This is a genomic window from Pseudomonas sp. PVC-3-1, from assembly GCF_057444315.1.
The window spans coordinates 1,240,463-1,257,836 of the sequence record NZ_CM172023.1 but is presented as its reverse complement, the minus strand read 5'-3'; the positions used below and the strand labels follow the sequence as shown (position 1 = coordinate 1,257,836).

Below are 17,374 nucleotides of genomic sequence, written 5' to 3'. Positions count from 1 at the left end.
GTACAAAACTGCAGACGAAAAAAACCCGGCGCTCCGGCCGGGCCACGCAAAACGATCAGGGCAATGCGGCGACGATGGAGACCTCGACGAGGATCTCCGGGTAGCACAACGCCGCCTGGACGGTGGCGCGCGCCGGGGCGCAGCCCTGCGGGACCCACTGGTCCCAGACGCCGTTCATGCCGGCGAAGTCGGCGGCGACATCCTTCAGGTAGATGGTTGCCGAGAGCACCCGTGACTTGTCGGTGCCGGCTTCTTCGAGCAGGCGCTCGACGCTGGCAAGGACTTCGCGGGTCTGCTGTTCGACACCGGCGGAGAGGTCATCTGCCACCTGGCCGGCGAGGTACACCGTGCCATTGTGGATGACGACCTGGCTCATCCGCTGGTTAGTGTGCAGGCGCTGGATGGCCATTCTGGGCCTCCGAGGTGGAACCGTAGCGGGAGATGTCGAGGCCTTCGGTGCTGATCTGCGGACGCTTCTTGGCCATCAGGTCGGCGAGGTAGCGACCCGAGCCGCACGCCATGGTCCAGCCCAGGGTCCCGTGGCCCGTGTTGAGGAACAGGTTGCGGTAGCGGGTGGCGCCGACGATCGGCGTGCCGTCCGGGGTGGCCGGGCGCAGGCCGGTCCAGAACTCCGCCTGGCTGACATCGCCGCCTTCCGGGTAGAGGTCGGTGGTGATCATTTCCAGGGTGGCGCGGCGACGCGGGTTCAGCGACAGGTCGAAGCCGGCGATTTCCGCCATGCCGCCGACGCGGATACGCTGGTCGAAGCGGGTGATCGCGACCTTGTAGGTCTCGTCGAGAATGGTCGAGGTCGGCGCCATGTCCGGGTTGGTGATCGGCACGGTCAGCGAGTAGCCCTTGAGCGGGTAGACCGGAGCGTCGATGCCCAGCGGCTTGAGCATCTGCGGCGAGTAGCTGCCCAGCGCGAGCACGTAGCGGTCGGCGGTGACCAGTTGGCCATCGACCCAGACGCCGTTGATGCGGTCGCCGGCGAAGTCCAGGCGCTGGATGTCCTGGCCGAAGCGGAATTCCACGCCCAGGGCCTTGGCCATCTCGGCCAGTTTGGTGGTGAACATCTGGCAGTCGCCGGTCTGGTCGTTAGGCAGGCGCAGGGCGCCGACCAGCTTGTCGGCCACCTTGGCCAGGGCCGGCTCGACGCGGGCGATGCCGGCGCGGTCGAGCACTTCATAGGGAACGCCGGTGCTTTCCAGAACGGCGATGTCCTTGGCGGCGGAGTCCAGTTGCGCCTGGGTGCGGAACAGCTGGGTGGTGCCCAGGGAGCGGCCTTCGTAGGTGATGCCGGTCTCGGCGCGCAGCTCATCGAGGCAGTCACGGCTGTACTCGGACAGGCGCACCATGCGCTCCTTGTTCACCGCGTAGCTCTTGGCGTTGCAGTTGCGCAGCATCTGCCACATCCAGCTGTACTGGCTGGGATCGCCGGTCAGCTTGATGGCCAGGGGAGCGTGGGTCTGCATCAGCCATTTCATGGCCTTGAGCGGGATGCCCGGGGCGGCCCAGGGCGAGGCGTAGCCAGGGGACACCTGGCCGGCGTTGGCGAAGCTGGTTTCCAGGGCCGGGCCGGGCTGGCGGTCGACGACGACCACTTCGAAGCCGGCACGGGCGAGATAGTAAGCACTGGCGGTACCGATCACACCGCTGCCAAGCACCAGAACGCGCATCTTTGCCTCCTACGTCGCGCCAGGGGCGCGGACGTTTCTTATTCTGAACGTAGATGCGCGCAGTATAGGAAGTCAGGCTCAGCGATATTCACTGATTGCGATGCGGTATTTGACGAAAATTCCTGGCAAAAGTCGCTTTCACGGAGGGACATCCACCAGGATAACGCCAATTGAACCCGAGACCGGATGGTCGAGGATCTGGCGAATATTTCACCAGATCCAGAGTAAATAGCGAACAGCACGGGATTGGCCAGAACTTCTCGCGCCAACCCAACCCCCAGCGGGAATTACCTGCTCTCACCGCAGCACCCGGTGCGAGCCTCCTGAGCTGGCGGCGAGCAGGGAAATCCCCTTGGCGTGCTTACTTACGCACCCACTGGCCGTTGACCTGCACATACTGCCCCGAAGGCGTGCGCTCGATGGCCTTCTTGCCGGCCAGGGATTCCACGTCCTTGAGGGTGGCGCCGCTCTGGCTGGCGACCTTCTGGTACTCGGCACGGCGCGCGGCGTTGATTTGTGCGGCGATATCGGAGGCGTCGCCGCCATTCTTCACGACGCCCAGGTAGCCGTCGGTCTGCTCGCCGACCAGGCCCTGGGATTTGGCGCCGCCCAGGGCGGACATCGCCTGCTCCAGGCTCATGGCCATGACCGGCAGGCTCAGGCAAAAAGCAACCAGCGCGGCACCCAGCTTGAAGTGCAGTTTCATGAAAGGCTCCTTTCTTCAGAACAGGCCGCTGTTCTCGTTGATGATGCCATCAAGCGCCTTGTCGACCTTGATATAGATCTCGTGCTCGATCTTCACGTTGAGGTTGATGTTGATTGGCTCCTTGGGCGCGGCGAGCTGCACGGTAGGGGTGCAGCCCTGGACGACGCCCGCCAGGAGCAGGAAGGGCAAAACGGCGCGAAGGCGCATCGGGGTTCTCCTTGCGGTCAGGGCGCGGCGGCCGGGTCGTTGCGCAGGCGTTCCTGCACGCGCTTGCGGATAGTGTCGCTGACCCGGTCGCTCAGTTGCAGGCTGGTGAGCAGCTTGGGCACGTTCTCCTCCAGGTTGACGTTGAGGTTGATCGGCCGCCCCTGTTCCAGCGCGGGGTTGCGCCCGCTCAGGCTCAGGGCGAGGAGCAGCTTGCCGGATTCATCATAATCCACGCGGCTGCTCAGCTTGTCGTAGCGGAAGTCGTCGATGGCGGTGGCCACCAGTTGCATGGCCGGGTTGCTCTGGCCCAGCGACTGGATCTTCGGCGAGCGGAACTGCAGCACGCCCGGTTGGCGCGCCGCCACTTCACCGCCGTGGATGACCAGCTTGCCCTCGTGCAGCCCCAGCGGCAGGTTGCCGTCGATGATGCCATTGCCGGACAGCCCTTCCGCCGGATACGCCGCCAGGATAGCCTCCAGCGCCAGCCCTTCCAGCTTCAGGGTAAGACCATCGCGGCGTGCGGAAAGATCCACGGTGCCCGGCGGCAGCCAGGCGCGGCCGTTGAACATGCCTAGCTCAGCCTGCTGCCAGTCGAATCTCCCAGCCAGCGGCGCGTCCAGCGAGCCCTTGTAATTGCCCTGTAGCGACAGCGGCCCCAGGATCACGCCGGGGTTGAGCGAGGCGATCTTCACCTGGGGCAACTGCAGCTCCATCTGTGAGCCTTTCAGCGCAAACGTCGCCTGCAAGTCGAGGCCGTGCACCTCGCTGCGGTCATAGACGCCCTCCAGCCCGCTGCCGCGCAGGTTCAGGTCGAGGCTCTGCGGCGCGGTGCCCGGCGGTAGGCGCCAGTTCAGGTCGAAGCTCGCCTTGCCATTGTTCAGGCTGAGCAGGCCGGGCCAGTCGCCGAGGGACTTTTCCAGCGGATTGCCGGTACGCAGGAAGAACTCCGGCTGGCGCGCAACCAGGGCGACACCCTGTTTCGCCGACTGACTGAGATCGACTTCGGCATTCAGCCCACCAGCGTTCAGCAGTCGACCCTTGAACTGCTGGGTATCGAGGCTTGCCGCCAGCGTCCCCATGGCATTCCACGAGAGCGGCTTGATGTGGGGCTGGCGCAGTTCGCCAACGGCCAGCTTTATCGGCGCGTTCAGTTGCAGGGTGGCGGGCGTTTCGCTGGCGTAGCCCAGGTTCAGCGTGCCTTTGCCCAGGGTGGCAGCAACCTTGCTGGCCTTGAGCGACTGAGGGCCGGTCAGCGTGCCGATCTGCAACTGCGCGCCATCGGCAACGCTGAAACTTGCCGACTGCTGATCAATGCGGCCGTCGAAGCGCAGGTCGAGGCGGCTGTTGCCACCGCGCAGGCTGGCCAGTTCCAGGTGAGGCACTTTCCCTTCCAGCCGTGCGTCGTGGAGTTGCAACGCCAGCGGCGTCGCCTCCAGCAACGCCACGCGGGAACGCAGGCGCAGGTCGGCGGCGCCCACGGCGTGCAGATCGGCACGCACACTGCCGGCTTCGTCATCGACACCGGGCTCCAGGTGCAGCGTGAGGCGCGCCGGGCGCAGGCCGACCGGCAGCGCCTGCAGCCAGTCGCCGTAGAGATCGGACAAGCGCAGGTCGCCGCTGACCACCGAGGGCCGCCAACCGATATCCGCGGCGCTGGCGATCAGCCGCAGGTCGCCTTGCAAGCTGCCAAGACCCGGCAGCGGCCAGGGCTGCGGCAGTTGCAGAGACAGATCGACGCTGCCACGGCCATCGCGCAGGCCCGGCCAATCCGGCCAGGCAGCGTCTCCGCCCAACTGCGTGTCCCAGCTCAGGCGCAGGCGCCCGGCTTCGGGGATGGGCAATGGCAGGTTCGGCGTCGGCAGCCACATCCCCAGCCAGTTGCGCACCGCCTGCACCGGCGGCACGGCGGGGCTGGCGATACTGCCACTGAGCTGGCGGCTGGCGGGCGCCCAACTGGAATTCAGAGAGAGCAGTTGCTCGTTGTTTAGGAAACTGTCCAGCTGCAGGCGCCACTGGCCTTCCCCAGGTTGCAGAAGGCCGTTGAACGCGAGTTGCTGGCCACCCTGGCGCAACTCTCCGCCCAACGCCGCCGCGCCGCCCTGGATCTGCTGCCAGTGGGCACTGCCGTTGAGGGTGCAGCGCTGCTCGCGGGCGCAGGGCAATTCGACGACGACGTGCTCCAGCGCCAGCCGACCGGGCAGCAGGGCCAGCCAGCGGTTGAGCTGGGCGATGTCCGGCAGCGCGGCGTCTTCTTCCGGCGCGCCCTGCCCTGGCCACTGGCGTACGTCGATGCTGACGGCGGCCAGCTCCTTGAGCCGCCAACGCCCGTCTTCATGTTCGGGCCAACCGACGCGCAGGTCCTGCAACTGGATCGCCAGGCGCGCACTGTCCGCCGTCTGGCGCTGGATGGCCAGTCGATCCAGGGTCAGCCCCTGGCGCGAGATGCCCAGGCCCTGCCACTGCTCGATGCTCACCCCGGCATTCGCCAGCAGCCGCGGAACCGCCAGCCACGCGGCACCCACCGCCAGTGCCAGAAGCAGCAACAGCAGCAGGAGAGCGGTGCGCAGGCGGGGAAACGACATGCCGAAGCCTCTGCGAATAAACGACCGTCTTCGGCCGGAAAGGGCGAAGCGCTGGCCTACAGGCTGGCCGTCCGGCGCGGGAAGTTCAAGGGATGCCAGTGATATTCCCTACACAACCGACTATATTGCCGACATTCCCCCAAGCTCATTGCTCGACTTCAGAGTCCTTCCCATGAGAACCCAGCATCAAAGCCGCCGCGAACTGGACAAGATCGACCGCAACATCCTGCGCATCCTGCAGGAGGAAGGCCGCATCTCCTTCACCGAACTGGGCGAGCGCGTCGGCCTCTCCACCACGCCGTGCACCGAGCGCGTGCGCCGGCTGGAGCGCGAAGGCATCATCATGGGCTACAACGCCCGGCTGAACCCGCAATACCTCAAGGCCAGCCTGCTGGTGTTCGTCGAGATCAGCCTGGACTACAAGTCCGGCGATACCTTCGAGGACTTCCGCCGCTCGGTGCTCAAGCTGCCCCACGTGCTGGAGTGCCACCTGGTGTCGGGTCACTTCGACTACCTGGTGAAGGCGCGCATCTCCGAGATGGCCTCCTACCGCAAGCTGCTGGGCGACATCCTGCTCAAGCTGCCCCACGTGCGCGAATCCAAGAGCTACATCGTGATGGAAGAGGTGAAGGAAAGCCTCACGCTGCCCATCCCCGACTAAACAGCCGGACTAAAAAGCCCGACTGATTCCCCGCCGTTCGCGGCAGGCTCATCCGATTTATTTGCGACTTCCCGGCGCTTTTTGCGGCCAAGGCTATTGGCTGCGCGGGAAGTCGGCGTTTATCCTGCGTAAAATTTTAACAACACAAAAATCAGGATATCGCACATGAACGCCCGCGTTCACCAGCCGGTACACACCGACCGCCACGCCCCGTCCTACTACGCCGCGAGCGTCAACCGCCGCCTCGAAGTACCGCCCCTGGCCGGCGAGGAAAAGGCAGACGTGTGCGTCATCGGCGGTGGCTTCTCCGGGCTGAACACGGCCATCGAACTGGCCGAGCGCGGGCTCTCGGTGATCCTGCTGGAAGCCCACCAGATCGGCTGGGGCGCCAGTGGGCGCAACGGCGGCCAGTTGATCCGCGGCGTCGGCCATGGTCTTGAGCAATTCGAGCCGGTCGTCGGCGCCGACGGCGTCCACGCCATGAAGCTGATGGGCCTGGAGGCGGTAGAAATCGTCCGCCGCCGCGTCGCTCAATACTCCATCGACTGCGACCTGACCTGGGGCTACTGCGACCTGGCCAACAAGCCCTCGGACGTCGAAGGCTTCCAGGAAGATTTCGACGAACTGAAAAGCCTCGGCTATCGCCACGAACTGCGCATGATCCCGAAAGAGGAAATGCGCTCCATCGTCGGCTCCGACCAGTATGTCGGCGGCTTGGTAGACATGGGCTCCGGCCACCTGCACCCGCTCAACCTCGCCCTCGGCGAAGCCGCAGCGGCGCAGAGCCTGGGCGTAAAGCTATTCGAGAACTCAGCCGTCACCGGCATCGACTACGGCAGCGAAGTGCGCGTGCGCACCGCCAAGGGCAGCGTGCGCGCGAAGACCCTGGTGATCGCCTGCAATGCCTACCAGAACGGCCTGAACAACTACCTGGACGGCAAGGTGCTGCCCGCCGGCAGCTACGTGATCGCCACGCAGCCGCTGTCTGCCGAGCAGGCCCATGCCCTGCTGCCGCAGAACATGGCGGTGTGCGATCAGCGTGTGGCGCTGGACTATTACCGACTCTCCGCCGACAACCGCCTGCTGTTTGGCGGCGCCTGCCACTACTCCGGGCGCGACCCGGCGGATATTGCCGCCTACATGCGACCGAAGATGCTCAAGGTGTTCCCGCATCTGGAAAACGTGCGCATCGACTACCAGTGGGGCGGCATGATCGGCATCGGCGCCAACCGCCTGCCGCAGATCGGCCGCCTGCCCGACCAGAACAACGTGTACTTCGCCCAGGCCTATGCCGGGCATGGGGTGAACGCCACGCACCTGGCCGGCAAGCTGCTCGCCGAAGCCATCACCGGCCAGCAGGGCAGCGGCTTCGAGTTGTTCGCCAAAGTGCCGCATATCACCTTCCCCGGCGGCAAGCTGCTGCGCTCGCCGCTGCTGGCCCTGGGCATGGCCTGGTACCGTTTCAAGGAAACCCTCGGCGGCTGACCACCGCTGCGTTCCAGCGGCTAGAATCTCCCGCAGCCCGTCACCGGCGGGCTTGTCGGAGACTCCCTTTGCTTCCACGCCTGCTCCTGCTGATCCTGCTGGCCCTGGGTGGCTGCGCCAGCGCGCCGCCGCCCGAGCCTTCGCACGTGCTGCCAGTGCAGGGCACCCGGCTGGACAACCAGATCAGCGAACAGGCCGCGGCGCATCCCGGCCAATCCGGCTTCCACCTGCTGGCCTCCAGCGTCGATGCCTTCCTCGCCCGCGCCGAGCTGATCCGCAAGGCCCAGCGCAGTCTCGACATCCAGTACTACATCGTCCATGACGGCCTCACCACCCGCGCCCTGATCCGCGAATTGCTGCACGCGGCGGACCGCGGAGTGCGCGTGCGCATCCTGATCGACGACACCAGTAGCGACGGCTGGGACTACGAACTGGGCACCCTGGCCGCCCACCCGAATATCCAGGTGCGCCTGTTCAACCCGCTGCACCTTGGCCGCAGTACCGGCGTCACGCGCAACCTCGGGCGGCTGTTCAACCTCTCCGAGCAGCACCGGCGGATGCACAACAAACTGCTGCTGGCGGACAACAGCGTGGCTATCGTCGGCGGCCGCAACCTGGGCGACGAGTACTTCGATGCCAAGGCCGAGATGAACTTCAGCGACCTCGACCTGATGGGCGTCGGCCCGGTGGCACAGTCGCTGGGGCAGAGCTTCGACCAATACTGGAACAGCCGTATCAGCCGGCCCATCGAGGACTACCTGTGGAGCGAGCCGGACCTCGACGAGCTCAGCCGCATGCGCCGCAAGCTGGACCACTACCTGGCGAAAGAGCGGGTGAAGAGCTCCAGCTACATCGCCCGACTGAACCGCAGCAGCGACCGCCCGCACCTGCAGAACTGGCTGGACGGCCTCGTCTGGGCGCCGGGCAAGGCAGTCTGGGATACGCCATTGAAGGTGCTCGACCAGGGCGATCCGAAGGGAGAGCAGTTGCTCAGCACCCAGTTGCAGCCGCTGTTCGACGGCGTATCGAAGGAACTGATCCTGGTCTCGGCCTACTTCGTGCCGACCAGCGCCGGGGTGGATTACCTGACCCAGCGCGCCGATAGCGGGGTCAGCGTGCGCCTGCTGACCAACTCACTGGAGGCCACCGACGTACCCGCCGTGCATGCCGGCTACGCGCCCTATCGGCTGGAGCTGCTGGAGCACGGAGTGAAGCTCTACGAGCTGCGCGCCGATCCGGACCAGCGCCTGTCCGGGGCGCCGTGGATGGTGCGCGGCTCGAGCAGCGCCAGCCTGCACAGCAAGGCGGCGGTGTTCGACCAGCAAAAAGTGTTCGTCGGATCGCTGAACTTCGACCCACGCTCGGTGCTGTGGAACACCGAGGTCGGCATCATCGTCGATAGCCCGGAGCTGGCCGACGAGGTGCGCCGCCTGGCGCTGGCCAGTATGTCGCCGAGCGTCAGCTACCAGGTGAAAGTCGCACCCAACAGCGATCCGCCCAAGCTGGTCTGGATCGAGGAGCGCGGCGGCAAGCTGGTGGCGCTGGACCGTGAGCCGGGCAACGCCTGGCGCCGGCTCAACGCGTGGATTGCCGGCGCCATCGGGCTGGAGAAGATGCTCTAGGAGCGCTCCTGCTGCAGCTCGGCGTCGGTGGCCTGAATCACTGGCGGCAGCCCGCGATAGGACACCAGCACGACAAAACCGGCTGCACCCAGCGCCATCACCAGCGGCAGCGCATGGCCGCTGATCCACTGGCTGGCGGCCCCCGTGGCCAGCGGCCCGATCAGGCAACCGATGCCCCAGAGCTGGGCGATGTGCGAGTTGGCGCGGACCAGTGCGTCATCCCGATAGCGCTCACCAATGAGGATGAGCGACAGGGTGAACAGCCCGCCCGCACTGGCGCCGAACAGCACCAGCACCGGCCAGATGGCAGCGTGGTGCAACAGCGGCGGCATGGCCAGACTGCTGAGGAACAATACGATGCCGCAGCCCTTGAACAGCGTCTGCCGCGAGATGCGGTCGGCCAGCCAGCCGATGGGCAGTTGCAGCAACGCATCACCGACCACCACGGTGCTGACCATCGCCAACGCCACGGCCTGGGTGAAGCCCTGCTGAACGCCGTAGACCGGCAGCAGGGTGAGGATCATTGCCTCGAAGCCGGCGAACAGCACCACCGCCCAGGCGATTGCCGGGAGCTGGGCGCAGAAGCTGAACAGTCCGCGTCCGTTGGCACTGTGCGGGTCGACCTTGGGCGCGCCAGTGCGGCCGAGCAGCAACAGGGAGCCACCCACCAGCAGGCAGACGCTGAACCAGAAGCCACGGTTGTCGGCGGTGCCGATGAAAGTCAGCAGCACCGGGCCGGACAGCTGGCTCAGTGCGTAGCCGGTGCCATACAGGGCGACCAGGCGGCCGCGCCATTTTTCGATGGCCAGCTGATTGATCCAGCTCTCTCCGAGGATGAACACCACGGTCAGCTGGACACCGATCAGCAGACGCAGGATCAGCCAGACCGGATAGCTCTGCAGCAGCGCCAGCAGGCCGACCGAGAAGGCCCCGGAAATCAGGCAGATGCGCATCAGCAGCGGCGTGCCGACCCGCGCGGCGAGGCGGCCAGCAATCATCGCGCCCAGCAGCACGCCCACCGCAGGCGTGGATGCCATGACGCCGATGGCGAAATTACCGTAACCCCAGCCCTCCAGACGCAGAGAAACCAGCGGCATGGTCAGGCCCAGGGCCAGGCCGATGCTGATCACGGCAGCACACACAGCAAAATAAGGACCCCAACGCATTGTCTTTCTCCCGTTCCATCCGGAGCGCACGCCAGGCGCGAGGGGTGCCCGATGCGCAATGCACAGCGGCCGGGTTTCCCTGAGGGAAACCCGGCCGCGGGTGTGGCTCTTTGTCAGAGCCGGCCCCTGGATCGGGGCCGACCTGCTTCAGCCTAGGATCAGAGTTTGATCCAGGTGGCTTTCAGCTCGGTGTATTTGTCGAACGCGTGCAGCGACTTGTCGCGGCCGTTGCCGGACTGCTTGAAGCCACCGAACGGAGCGGTCATGTCGCCGCCGTCGTACTGGTTCACCCACACGCTGCCGGCGCGCAGCGCCTTGGCGGTCAGGTGGGCCTTGGACAGATCGCTGGTCCACACCGCGGCGGCCAGGCCGTACGGAGTGTCGTTGGCGATGCGCACGGCTTCTTCGGCATCGGTGAACTCGATGACCGACAGCACCGGGCCGAAGATCTCTTCACGGGCGATGCGCATGGCGTTGGTCACGCCGTCGAAGATGGTCGGCTCGACGTAGGTGCCGCCGGTCTCTTCCAGGGTGCGCTTGCCGCCGGCGACCAGCTTGGCGCCGTCATCGTGGCCAGCCTGGATGTAGCTCAGCACGTTGTTCATCTGGGTGGTGTCGACCAGCGCACCAACGTTGGTTTCCGGGTCCAGCGGGTTGCCCGGTTTCCACGCCTTGATGGCTTCGACGACCATCGGCACGAACTCGGCCTTGATCGACTTCTCCACCAGCAGGCGCGAGCCGGCGGTGCAGACTTCGCCCTGGTTGAAGGCGATGGCGCTGGCGGCGGCTTCGGCGGCGGCTTTCAGGTCCGGAGCGTCAGCGAAGACGATGTTCGGGCTTTTGCCGCCGGCTTCCAGCCAGACGCGCTTCATGTTGGACTCGCCCGCGTAGATCATCAGCTGCTTGGCGATCTTGGTCGAACCGGTGAACACCAGGGTATCGACGTCCATGTGCAGGGCCAGGGCCTTGCCTACGGTGTGGCCGAAGCCCGGCAGGACGTTGAAAACGCCTTTCGGAATGCCGGCCTCGATGGCCAGCTGGGCGATACGGATGCCGGTCAGCGGGGACTTCTCGGAGGGCTTGAGGATCACCGAGTTACCGGTGGACAGCGCCGGGCCGAGTTTCCAGCAGGTCATCAGCAGCGGGAAGTTCCACGGCACGATGGCAGCAACGACGCCGACCGGCTCGCGGGTCACCAGGCCCAGTTCGTTGTGGGCGGTGGCGGCCACTTCGTCGTAGATCTTGTCGATCGCTTCACCGCTCCAGCGCAGGCTGTTGGCGGCGCTGGACACGTCGATGCTCAGCGAGTCGCTGATCGGCTTGCCCATGTCGAGGGTTTCCAGCAGGGCCAGTTCCTCGGCGTTCTCCAGCAGCAGCTCGGAGAAGCGGATCATGACCTTCTTGCGCTTGGCCGGGGCCAGGCGCGACCAGACGCCGGAATCGAAGGCGGCACGGGCGACCTGCACGGCACTTTCGGCATCGGCGAGGTCGCAACTGGCGACCTTGGCCAGGAAGCGGCCATCCACAGGGCTGATGCAATCGAAGGTGGCGCCGGATGCGGCGTCGACGTATTCACCGTTGACGAAGGCGCGGCCTTCGATCTGCAGGTCCTTGGCGCGAGCTTCCCAATCGGCGCGAGTGAGGGTACCCATGACAACGTGTCCTCTTATTAATGTACTTATCAGGTGCAGGCGCCCGACGGGCGCGCTGTCAAAAATTCCGCAAGGCGGAGCAAACGCATGCTGTTGGCAACCCTAAACCGGAGGCCGTCAATTTTCAATATTTTTTACACTAAGCGGCCAAATGGCCTTGTCACGTTCGTTTTATTAAACATAGACTGCCCTGATTCGTCGGCTGATGGTTTTCCGACAGCCGCTTCGGAGTAAATAACCAACAGCGCTGCGCGTGCCCGCACGCACTCTCGCCAACAACTCTAAAGAACCGAGACCGCCATGAACGTCGAGCAGATCGTCGATTTCGCCCAGGCCACCACCGCCCCCGAACACTACCGCCCCGCCCCGGACCGCATCATCAAGGGCGACCCGGCGCAGAACGTGCGCAACCACTACGCCAGCGACTGCGGTCAGTTCAATGTGGGCATCTGGGAAGGCGAGCCGGGCCACTGGAATGTCAGCTACACCGAGCACGAGTACTGCGAGATTCTCCAGGGCGTTTCGGTGATCCGTGACGCCAATGGCGGTGCCAAGACCGTGCGCGTCGGCGACCGCTTCGTCATCCCGGCCGGCTTCAGCGGCACCTGGGAAGTGCTGGAGCCCTGCCGCAAGGTCTACGTGATCTTCGAGCAGAAGGCCTGATCCACCGAACATGAAAAGCCCGCCGATCGGCGGGCTTTTTTTCGCCTGGAGCTTTCTCCAGGCAAGAAAAAACCCGCCACGAGGGCGGGTTTCTTCACAAGGGCGAAGATCAATTACTTGATCTTGGCTTCCTTGTAGATCACGTGCTTGCGAACAACCGGATCGTATTTCTTGATCTCGATTTTCTCAGGCTTGGTACGCTTGTTCTTGTCGGTGGTGTAGAAGTGGCCGGTACCGGCGCTGGACACCAAACGGATCAGTTCGCGCATGACTGCAGCTCCTTAGAATTTTTCGCCGCGGGTGCGCAGGTCGTTCAGAACGGCCTCGATACCACGCTTGTCGATGATACGCATGCCTTTGGCGGAAACGCGCAGACGCACGAAGCGCTTCTCGGATTCAACCCAGAAACGGTGGTGCTGCAGGTTCGGCAGGAAACGGCGACGGGTTTTGTTGTGTGCGTGGGAAATGTTGTTCCCGGTAACCGGACCCTTACCGGTCACTTGGCAAACTCTCGACATGGCTCAGCCCTCTGTAAACCACATGCCAAACCCGGCATGGGTTGGCTGCTTAACTCAATAGGATTCTCAGTTTCACCGGGGTCTTAACTGCCGCTTCGCCGCGATCGAGTCGCAGGATCAGGCAGGGCCCCAGAAAAGAGCGCAGCTTTATATCAGAAAGTCACTTCCCGCTGCAAGGGAAAGCATGACTCGGAAAAGCCGACGCCAGCCCCCGTGGGCCGCGGCGCTGGTGCCGTTCGTCGCCTGTCATCGTTGTGACGGGCGGCGGCTTGGTCTAGGGTAGCTCCTTCGAGGTTGCCAACAGCCTTGCATGACCCGCCCAGCCATCGCGGATGGGCATCTTGCCAGCTCACACGGAGTTCGTCATGCGTCTTGCCCTTCTCGCCCTCCTTCTTTCCCCCGCCCTCGCCAGCGCCGCTTCGCTGAGCGTGTGCACCGAGGCCAGCCCTGAAGGCTTCGATGTGGTCCAGTACAACTCGCTGACCACCACTAACGCCTCGGCCGACGTACTGATGAACCGCCTGGTGGACTTCGACGCAGCAAAGGGCGCCGTGGTGCCCAGCCTGGCCGAAAGCTGGAAGGTCTCCGATGACGGCCTGACCTATGACTTCCAGCTGCGCGACGGCGTGGCCTTCCACCACACCGACTACTTCAAGCCCAACCGCGCGCTTGCCGCCGACGACGTGGTATTCAGCTTCCAGCGCATGCTCGACCCGGCCCAGCCCTGGCACAAGGTTGCGCAGAGCGGCTTCCCCCATGCCCAGTCGATGCAGTTGCCGAGCCTGGTAAAGGCCGTGGAGAAAGTCGATGAGCACCATGTGCGCTTCACCCTCAACCACCCGGACGCGACCTTCCTGGCGATGCTCAGCATGGGCTTCGCCTCCATCTACTCCGCCGAGTACGCCGACCAGTTGATGAAGGCCGGTACCCCGGAGAAACTCAACGCCCAGCCGATCGGTACTGGGCCCTTCGTCTTCAAGCGCTTCCAGAAGGATGCCGTGGTGCGCTACGCCGCCAACACCGCGTACTTCGGCGGCAAGCCGGCTGTGGATAACCTGGTGTTCGCCATCACCCCGGACGCCAGCGTGCGACTGCAGAAGCTCAAGCGCGGCGAATGCCAGATCGCCCTGTCGCCCAAGCCCCTGGACGTCGAGGCCGCGACCAAGAGCGCCGACCTCAAGGTCGAGCAGACCCCAGCCTTCATGACCGCCTTCGTCGGCATCAACAGCCAGCATCCGCCGCTGGACAACCCCAAGGTGCGCCAGGCGATCAACCTCGCCTTCGACAAGGGCACCTACCTCAAGAGCGTGTTCGCCGGCAGCGCCACTGCTGCCGACGGCGTCTACCCGCCCAACACCTGGAGCTACGCCAAGGACGTCCAAGGCTACCTCCGCGACCTGGACAAGGCCCGCGCGCTGCTGGCCGAGGCGGGGCACAAGGACGGCTTCAAGACCACCATCTGGACTCGCCCCTCCGGCAGCCTGCTCAACCCCAACCCCAGTGTTGGCGCGCAACTGCTGCAGGCGGACCTAGCGCAGGTCGGCATCCAGGCCGAGATCCGCGTGATCGAATGGGGCGAGCTGATCCGCCGCGCCAAGGCCGGCGAGCATGACCTGCTGTTCATGGGCTGGGCCGGCGACAACGGCGACCCGGACAACTTCCTCACCCCTCAATTCTCCTGCGCCAGCGTGAAGTCCGGCCTCAACTTCGCCCGTTATTGCGACGAGAAGCTCGACAGCCTGATCAGCCAGGGCAAGGCGGTCGCCGACCAGAGCAAGCGCAGCGCGCTGTACCACCAGGCCCAGCAGATCATCCACGACCAGGCGCTGTGGCTGCCGCTGGCGCACCCGACCGCCTCGGCGCTGACCCGCCAGAACGTCAAGGGCTACGTGGTAAACCCCTTTGGCCGCCAGGACTTCTCGAAGGTACAGCTGTAGCGCGCTACAGCATCCCCAGCTCGGCCATTGATTGCGGCTCGCCGTCACCGACGATGAAGTGATCCAGAACGCGCACGTCGATCAGCGCCAGCGCGTCGACGATGCGCCGGGTCAGCAGGCGATCGGAATGACTCGGCTCGCAGATGCCTGAAGGATGGTTGTGCGTGAGGATCAGCGCGGCCGCGTTGTACGCCAGGGCGCGCTTGACGATCTGCCGGGGATGGACGCTGGCGCTGTCGATGGAGCCGTGGAACAGCACTTCGAAACCCAGCACCCGATGGCGGCTGTCGAGGAACAGGCAGGCGAAGACCTCATGGGGCTCATGGCGCAGCCGCGCCTTGAGAAAGTCGCGCACGGCTTGGGGGCTTTCCAGCGCGGAATTGCGGCTGATCTGCTCGGCCAGGTGACGCTGGGCGATCTCCAGAACGGCCTGAAGCTGCACGAACTTGGCGACGCCCAGGCCCAGGTGGCTGCAGAAGGAATCGAGGTCGGCCTCCAGCAAGGCGCGCAGGCTGCCGAACTCACTCAGCAGGCGTCGGGCCAGGTCGACGGCACTGCAGCCGACCACGCCGGTGCGCAGGAAGATGGCGAGTAACTCGGCGTCACTCAGGCTCGCCGCGCCGCGCTCGAGGAGCTTTTCCCGCGGGCGTTCCGCCGCGGGCCAGTCACGAATGCTCAAGGGATCTCCAGGTCTTGCCCGCCCGCTGTTCCCACGCAGGCGCTGTGCTATCTTAGCCCCCTCGCTGCGCGCAGCCGGAGGCCTGGGGAGGCGTCATCGGCTTCAGCGCGCGTCATCCATTTCCGTATTTAAGGCTGGCCTATGCAGCGGCTCTATCGTAAACGCATCGTTCTGGGCGTCGGCGGCGGTATCGCCGCCTACAAGAGCGCCGAACTGGTCCGCCGGTTGCGCGACCAGGGCGCCGAGGTGCGTGTCGTGATGACCCAGGGCGGCCGCGAGTTCATCACCCCGCTCACCCTTCAGGCCCTTTCCGGGCACCCGGTGCATCTGGACCTGCTCGACCCCGCCGCCGAAGCGGCCATGGGGCACATCGAGCTGGCTCGCTGGGCTGACCTGGTGCTGATCGCCCCCGCGACCGCCGACCTCATGGCGCGCCTGGCCCAGGGCGTGGCCAACGACCTGCTGACCACCCTGGTGCTCGCCACCGACGCGCAGGTTGCACTCGCGCCGGCAATGAACCAGGCCATGTGGCGCGACCCGGCCACCCAAGTGAATGCCGAGTTGCTGCGGTCGCGCGGCCTGCACTTCTTCGGTCCCGCCGCCGGCAGCCAGGCCTGTGGCGACGTCGGCCCGGGGCGCATGCTCGAAGCCGAGGAGCTGGCGCAACTGGCCGCCGACTGCTTCGAGTTCAAGGCCCTGACCGGCCAGCACATCCTGATCACCGCCGGTCCGACCCAGGAAAACATCGACCCGGTGCGCTACATCACCAACCACAGCTCCGGGAAGATGGGCTTCGCCCTGGCCGAAGCGGCAGCCGAGGCCGGTGCCCGCGTGACCCTGGTGACCGGGCCTGTGCACTTGCCGACCCCGGACCGGGTCAGCCGCGTGGACGTAGTCAGCGCGCGCGACATGCTCGCCGCCTGCGAAGCAGCGATGCCGGCGGACATCCTGATCGCCTCCGCCGCCGTGGCCGATTACCGCCCGGAACTGGTAGCAGCGCAGAAACTCAAGAAAGATCCCACCAAGGGTGACGGCCTGCTCTTGCAGCTGGTGCGCAATCCCGACATTCTCGCCACCCTCTCGCTGCGCGAGGACCGGCCCTTCAGCGTCGGCTTCGCCGCGGAGACCGAGAACCTGCTCGAGTACGCCTCGCGCAAGCTCAAGGACAAGAATCTCGACCTGATCGTCGCCAATGACGTGGCCAATCCGTCCATCGGCTTCAATAGTGAAGAGAACGCCATCACGGTCATCGACCGCGAATTGCACAAGACTGCGTTCGCCCAGACCAGCAAGGGCAAGATCGCCCGCCAGCTGATCGCCTTCATCGCCGAACGCATCAATCAACACTGAGAACTCAATGCATTCCCTGCAAGCCAAGATCCTCGACTCCCGCCTGGGCAGCGAATTCCCGCTGCCGCAGTACGCCACCCCGGGTTCCGCCGGCCTCGACCTGCGCGCCATGCTCAAGGAGGACTGCGTCCTCGAGCCGGGCCAGACCGTGCTGATCCCCACCGGCCTGTCCATCTACGTCGCCGATCCGGGCCTGGCCGCACTGATCCTTCCGCGCTCGGGCCTGGGCCACAAGCACGGCATCGTGCTGGGCAACCTGGTTGGCCTGATCGACTCGGACTACCAGGGTGAGCTGATGGTCTCCTGCTGGAACCGCGGCCAGACGGCTTTCAAGATCGCCATCGGCGAGCGCATCGCCCAGCTGGTGCTGGTGCCGGTGGTGCAGGCGCATTTCGAGCTGGTCGAGAGCTTCGACGAGAGCCAGCGCGGTGCCGGCGGCTTCGGTCACTCCGGCAGCCATTGACCCT

At 65.3% G+C, this 17,374-nt stretch carries 17 protein-coding genes; 7 read left to right on the top strand and 10 right to left on the bottom strand.

From position 1 onward, the window contains the following. Positions 1 to 55: 55 nt before the first annotated feature. From AC2T4A_RS05960 to AC2T4A_RS05940, 5 genes are all read right to left on the bottom strand, one after another. Entirely contained in the window at positions 56 to 409 is a 354-nt protein-coding gene (locus tag AC2T4A_RS05960) for a RidA family protein (RefSeq protein ID WP_416748756.1), read from the bottom strand. Then, positions 384 to 1,679 carry a D-amino acid dehydrogenase gene (gene dadA / locus AC2T4A_RS05955; RefSeq protein ID WP_239745978.1) on the bottom strand — a complete coding sequence of 432 codons (1,296 nt, stop codon included), beginning with the start codon at positions 1,677 to 1,679 and terminating at the stop codon, positions 384 to 386. Before dadA ends, AC2T4A_RS05960 begins: the two co-directional genes overlap by 26 nt. A 361-nt stretch (positions 1,680 to 2,040) precedes the next feature. Then, on the bottom strand, positions 2,041 to 2,385 hold the full coding sequence (locus AC2T4A_RS05950) for a YdbL family probable chaperone protein (protein WP_416748754.1): 345 nt from the start codon (positions 2,383 to 2,385) through the stop codon (positions 2,041 to 2,043). A 15-nt stretch (positions 2,386 to 2,400) separates the two neighbouring features. Next, entirely contained in the window at positions 2,401 to 2,592 is a 192-nt protein-coding gene (locus AC2T4A_RS05945; RefSeq protein WP_024762075.1) for a YnbE family lipoprotein, read from the bottom strand. A gap of 17 nt (positions 2,593 to 2,609) precedes the next feature. Beyond that, complete coding sequence (locus AC2T4A_RS05940; protein WP_486742905.1) at positions 2,610 to 5,174, bottom strand: intermembrane phospholipid transport YdbH family protein; 2,565 nt, start codon at positions 5,172 to 5,174, stop codon at positions 2,610 to 2,612. A 172-nt stretch (positions 5,175 to 5,346) separates the two neighbouring features. Between AC2T4A_RS05940 and dadR the strand changes: the two genes are divergently transcribed. From dadR to AC2T4A_RS05925, 3 genes are all read left to right on the top strand, one after another. Beyond that, positions 5,347 to 5,835, top strand: coding sequence for a transcriptional regulator DadR (dadR, locus tag AC2T4A_RS05935; protein ID WP_015479539.1), 489 nt, complete (start codon positions 5,347 to 5,349; stop codon positions 5,833 to 5,835). Positions 5,836 to 6,000: 165 nt separating this feature from the next. Beyond that, entirely contained in the window at positions 6,001 to 7,320 is a 1,320-nt protein-coding gene (locus AC2T4A_RS05930; RefSeq protein ID WP_416748750.1) for an NAD(P)/FAD-dependent oxidoreductase, read from the top strand. Positions 7,321 to 7,388: 68 nt separating this feature from the next. Then, entirely contained in the window at positions 7,389 to 8,942 is a 1,554-nt protein-coding gene (locus tag AC2T4A_RS05925; protein ID WP_478377629.1) for a phospholipase D family protein, read from the top strand. On the opposite strand, the gene AC2T4A_RS05920 is transcribed toward AC2T4A_RS05925, so the two are convergent. Together AC2T4A_RS05920 and AC2T4A_RS05915 are read right to left on the bottom strand one after the other, a co-directional pair. Beyond that, positions 8,939 to 10,108: an MFS transporter gene (locus AC2T4A_RS05920; protein ID WP_478377628.1), complete on the bottom strand. Its 1,170-nt coding sequence runs from the start codon at positions 10,106 to 10,108 to the stop codon at positions 8,939 to 8,941. The genes AC2T4A_RS05925 and AC2T4A_RS05920 overlap by 4 nt on opposite strands. A gap of 158 nt (positions 10,109 to 10,266) precedes the next feature. Further along, positions 10,267 to 11,760, bottom strand: a complete 1,494-nt coding sequence (locus tag AC2T4A_RS05915; RefSeq protein WP_416748744.1) for an aldehyde dehydrogenase — start codon at positions 11,758 to 11,760, stop codon at positions 10,267 to 10,269. 300 nt (positions 11,761 to 12,060) lie between these two features. Here AC2T4A_RS05915 and AC2T4A_RS05910 point away from each other — a divergent pair, with 300 nt between their 5' ends. Next, positions 12,061 to 12,423, top strand: coding sequence for a cupin domain-containing protein (locus AC2T4A_RS05910; RefSeq protein WP_024762072.1), 363 nt, complete (start codon positions 12,061 to 12,063; stop codon positions 12,421 to 12,423). 113 nt (positions 12,424 to 12,536) lie between these two features. On the opposite strand, the gene rpmG is transcribed toward AC2T4A_RS05910, so the two are convergent. Then, the gene (gene rpmG / locus AC2T4A_RS05905; protein WP_017520721.1) at positions 12,537 to 12,692 is read right to left on the bottom strand and encodes a 50S ribosomal protein L33; all 156 of its coding nucleotides are present in this window, start codon (positions 12,690 to 12,692) and stop codon (positions 12,537 to 12,539) included. 12 nt (positions 12,693 to 12,704) lie between these two features. Then, on the bottom strand, positions 12,705 to 12,941 hold the full coding sequence (gene rpmB / locus AC2T4A_RS05900; RefSeq protein WP_015479545.1) for a 50S ribosomal protein L28: 237 nt from the start codon (positions 12,939 to 12,941) through the stop codon (positions 12,705 to 12,707). Between the two features lie 365 nt (positions 12,942 to 13,306). On the opposite strand from rpmB, the gene AC2T4A_RS05895 reads away from it, so the two are divergent. After that, positions 13,307 to 14,878, top strand: a complete 1,572-nt coding sequence (locus AC2T4A_RS05895; protein WP_486742904.1) for an ABC transporter substrate-binding protein — start codon at positions 13,307 to 13,309, stop codon at positions 14,876 to 14,878. 4 nt (positions 14,879 to 14,882) lie between these two features. Here the strand turns inward: AC2T4A_RS05895 and radC are convergent, their stop codons facing one another. After that, on the bottom strand, positions 14,883 to 15,557 hold the full coding sequence (radC, locus tag AC2T4A_RS05890) for a RadC family protein (RefSeq protein WP_486742903.1): 675 nt from the start codon (positions 15,555 to 15,557) through the stop codon (positions 14,883 to 14,885). 141 nt (positions 15,558 to 15,698) lie between these two features. Here radC and coaBC point away from each other — a divergent pair, with 141 nt between their 5' ends. Together coaBC and dut are read left to right on the top strand one after the other, a co-directional pair. Further along, positions 15,699 to 16,907, top strand: coding sequence for a bifunctional phosphopantothenoylcysteine decarboxylase/phosphopantothenate--cysteine ligase CoaBC (gene coaBC / locus AC2T4A_RS05885; protein WP_416748737.1), 1,209 nt, complete (start codon positions 15,699 to 15,701; stop codon positions 16,905 to 16,907). Between the two features lie 7 nt (positions 16,908 to 16,914). Beyond that, positions 16,915 to 17,370, top strand: a complete 456-nt coding sequence (dut, locus tag AC2T4A_RS05880) for a dUTP diphosphatase (protein WP_416748735.1) — start codon at positions 16,915 to 16,917, stop codon at positions 17,368 to 17,370. Positions 17,371 to 17,374 lie beyond the last annotated feature (4 nt).

Excerpts from the sequence above, each read along its gene's own strand:
- AC2T4A_RS05930 (WP_416748750.1), top strand. The coding sequence starts at position 6,001 with ATGAACGCCCGCGTTCACCAGCCGGTACACACCGACCGCCACGCCCCG.
- rpmB (WP_015479545.1), bottom strand. The coding sequence starts at position 12,941 with ATGTCGAGAGTTTGCCAAGTGACCGGTAAGGGTCCGGTTACCGGGAAC.
- dut (WP_416748735.1), top strand. The coding sequence starts at position 16,915 with ATGCATTCCCTGCAAGCCAAGATCCTCGACTCCCGCCTGGGCAGCGAA.
- AC2T4A_RS05915 (WP_416748744.1), bottom strand. The coding sequence starts at position 11,760 with ATGGGTACCCTCACTCGCGCCGATTGGGAAGCTCGCGCCAAGGACCTG.
- AC2T4A_RS05960 (WP_416748756.1), bottom strand. The coding sequence starts at position 409 with ATGGCCATCCAGCGCCTGCACACTAACCAGCGGATGAGCCAGGTCGTC.
- dadR (WP_015479539.1), top strand. The coding sequence starts at position 5,347 with ATGAGAACCCAGCATCAAAGCCGCCGCGAACTGGACAAGATCGACCGC.
- AC2T4A_RS05950 (WP_416748754.1), bottom strand. The coding sequence starts at position 2,385 with ATGAAACTGCACTTCAAGCTGGGTGCCGCGCTGGTTGCTTTTTGCCTG.
- AC2T4A_RS05940 (WP_486742905.1), bottom strand. The coding sequence starts at position 5,174 with ATGTCGTTTCCCCGCCTGCGCACCGCTCTCCTGCTGCTGTTGCTGCTT.
- AC2T4A_RS05895 (WP_486742904.1), top strand. The coding sequence starts at position 13,307 with ATGCGTCTTGCCCTTCTCGCCCTCCTTCTTTCCCCCGCCCTCGCCAGC.
- AC2T4A_RS05920 (WP_478377628.1), bottom strand. The coding sequence starts at position 10,108 with ATGCGTTGGGGTCCTTATTTTGCTGTGTGTGCTGCCGTGATCAGCATC.
- AC2T4A_RS05945 (WP_024762075.1), bottom strand. The coding sequence starts at position 2,592 with ATGCGCCTTCGCGCCGTTTTGCCCTTCCTGCTCCTGGCGGGCGTCGTC.
- dadA (WP_239745978.1), bottom strand. The coding sequence starts at position 1,679 with ATGCGCGTTCTGGTGCTTGGCAGCGGTGTGATCGGTACCGCCAGTGCT.
- AC2T4A_RS05910 (WP_024762072.1), top strand. The coding sequence starts at position 12,061 with ATGAACGTCGAGCAGATCGTCGATTTCGCCCAGGCCACCACCGCCCCC.
- rpmG (WP_017520721.1), bottom strand. The coding sequence starts at position 12,692 with ATGCGCGAACTGATCCGTTTGGTGTCCAGCGCCGGTACCGGCCACTTC.
- coaBC (WP_416748737.1), top strand. The coding sequence starts at position 15,699 with ATGCAGCGGCTCTATCGTAAACGCATCGTTCTGGGCGTCGGCGGCGGT.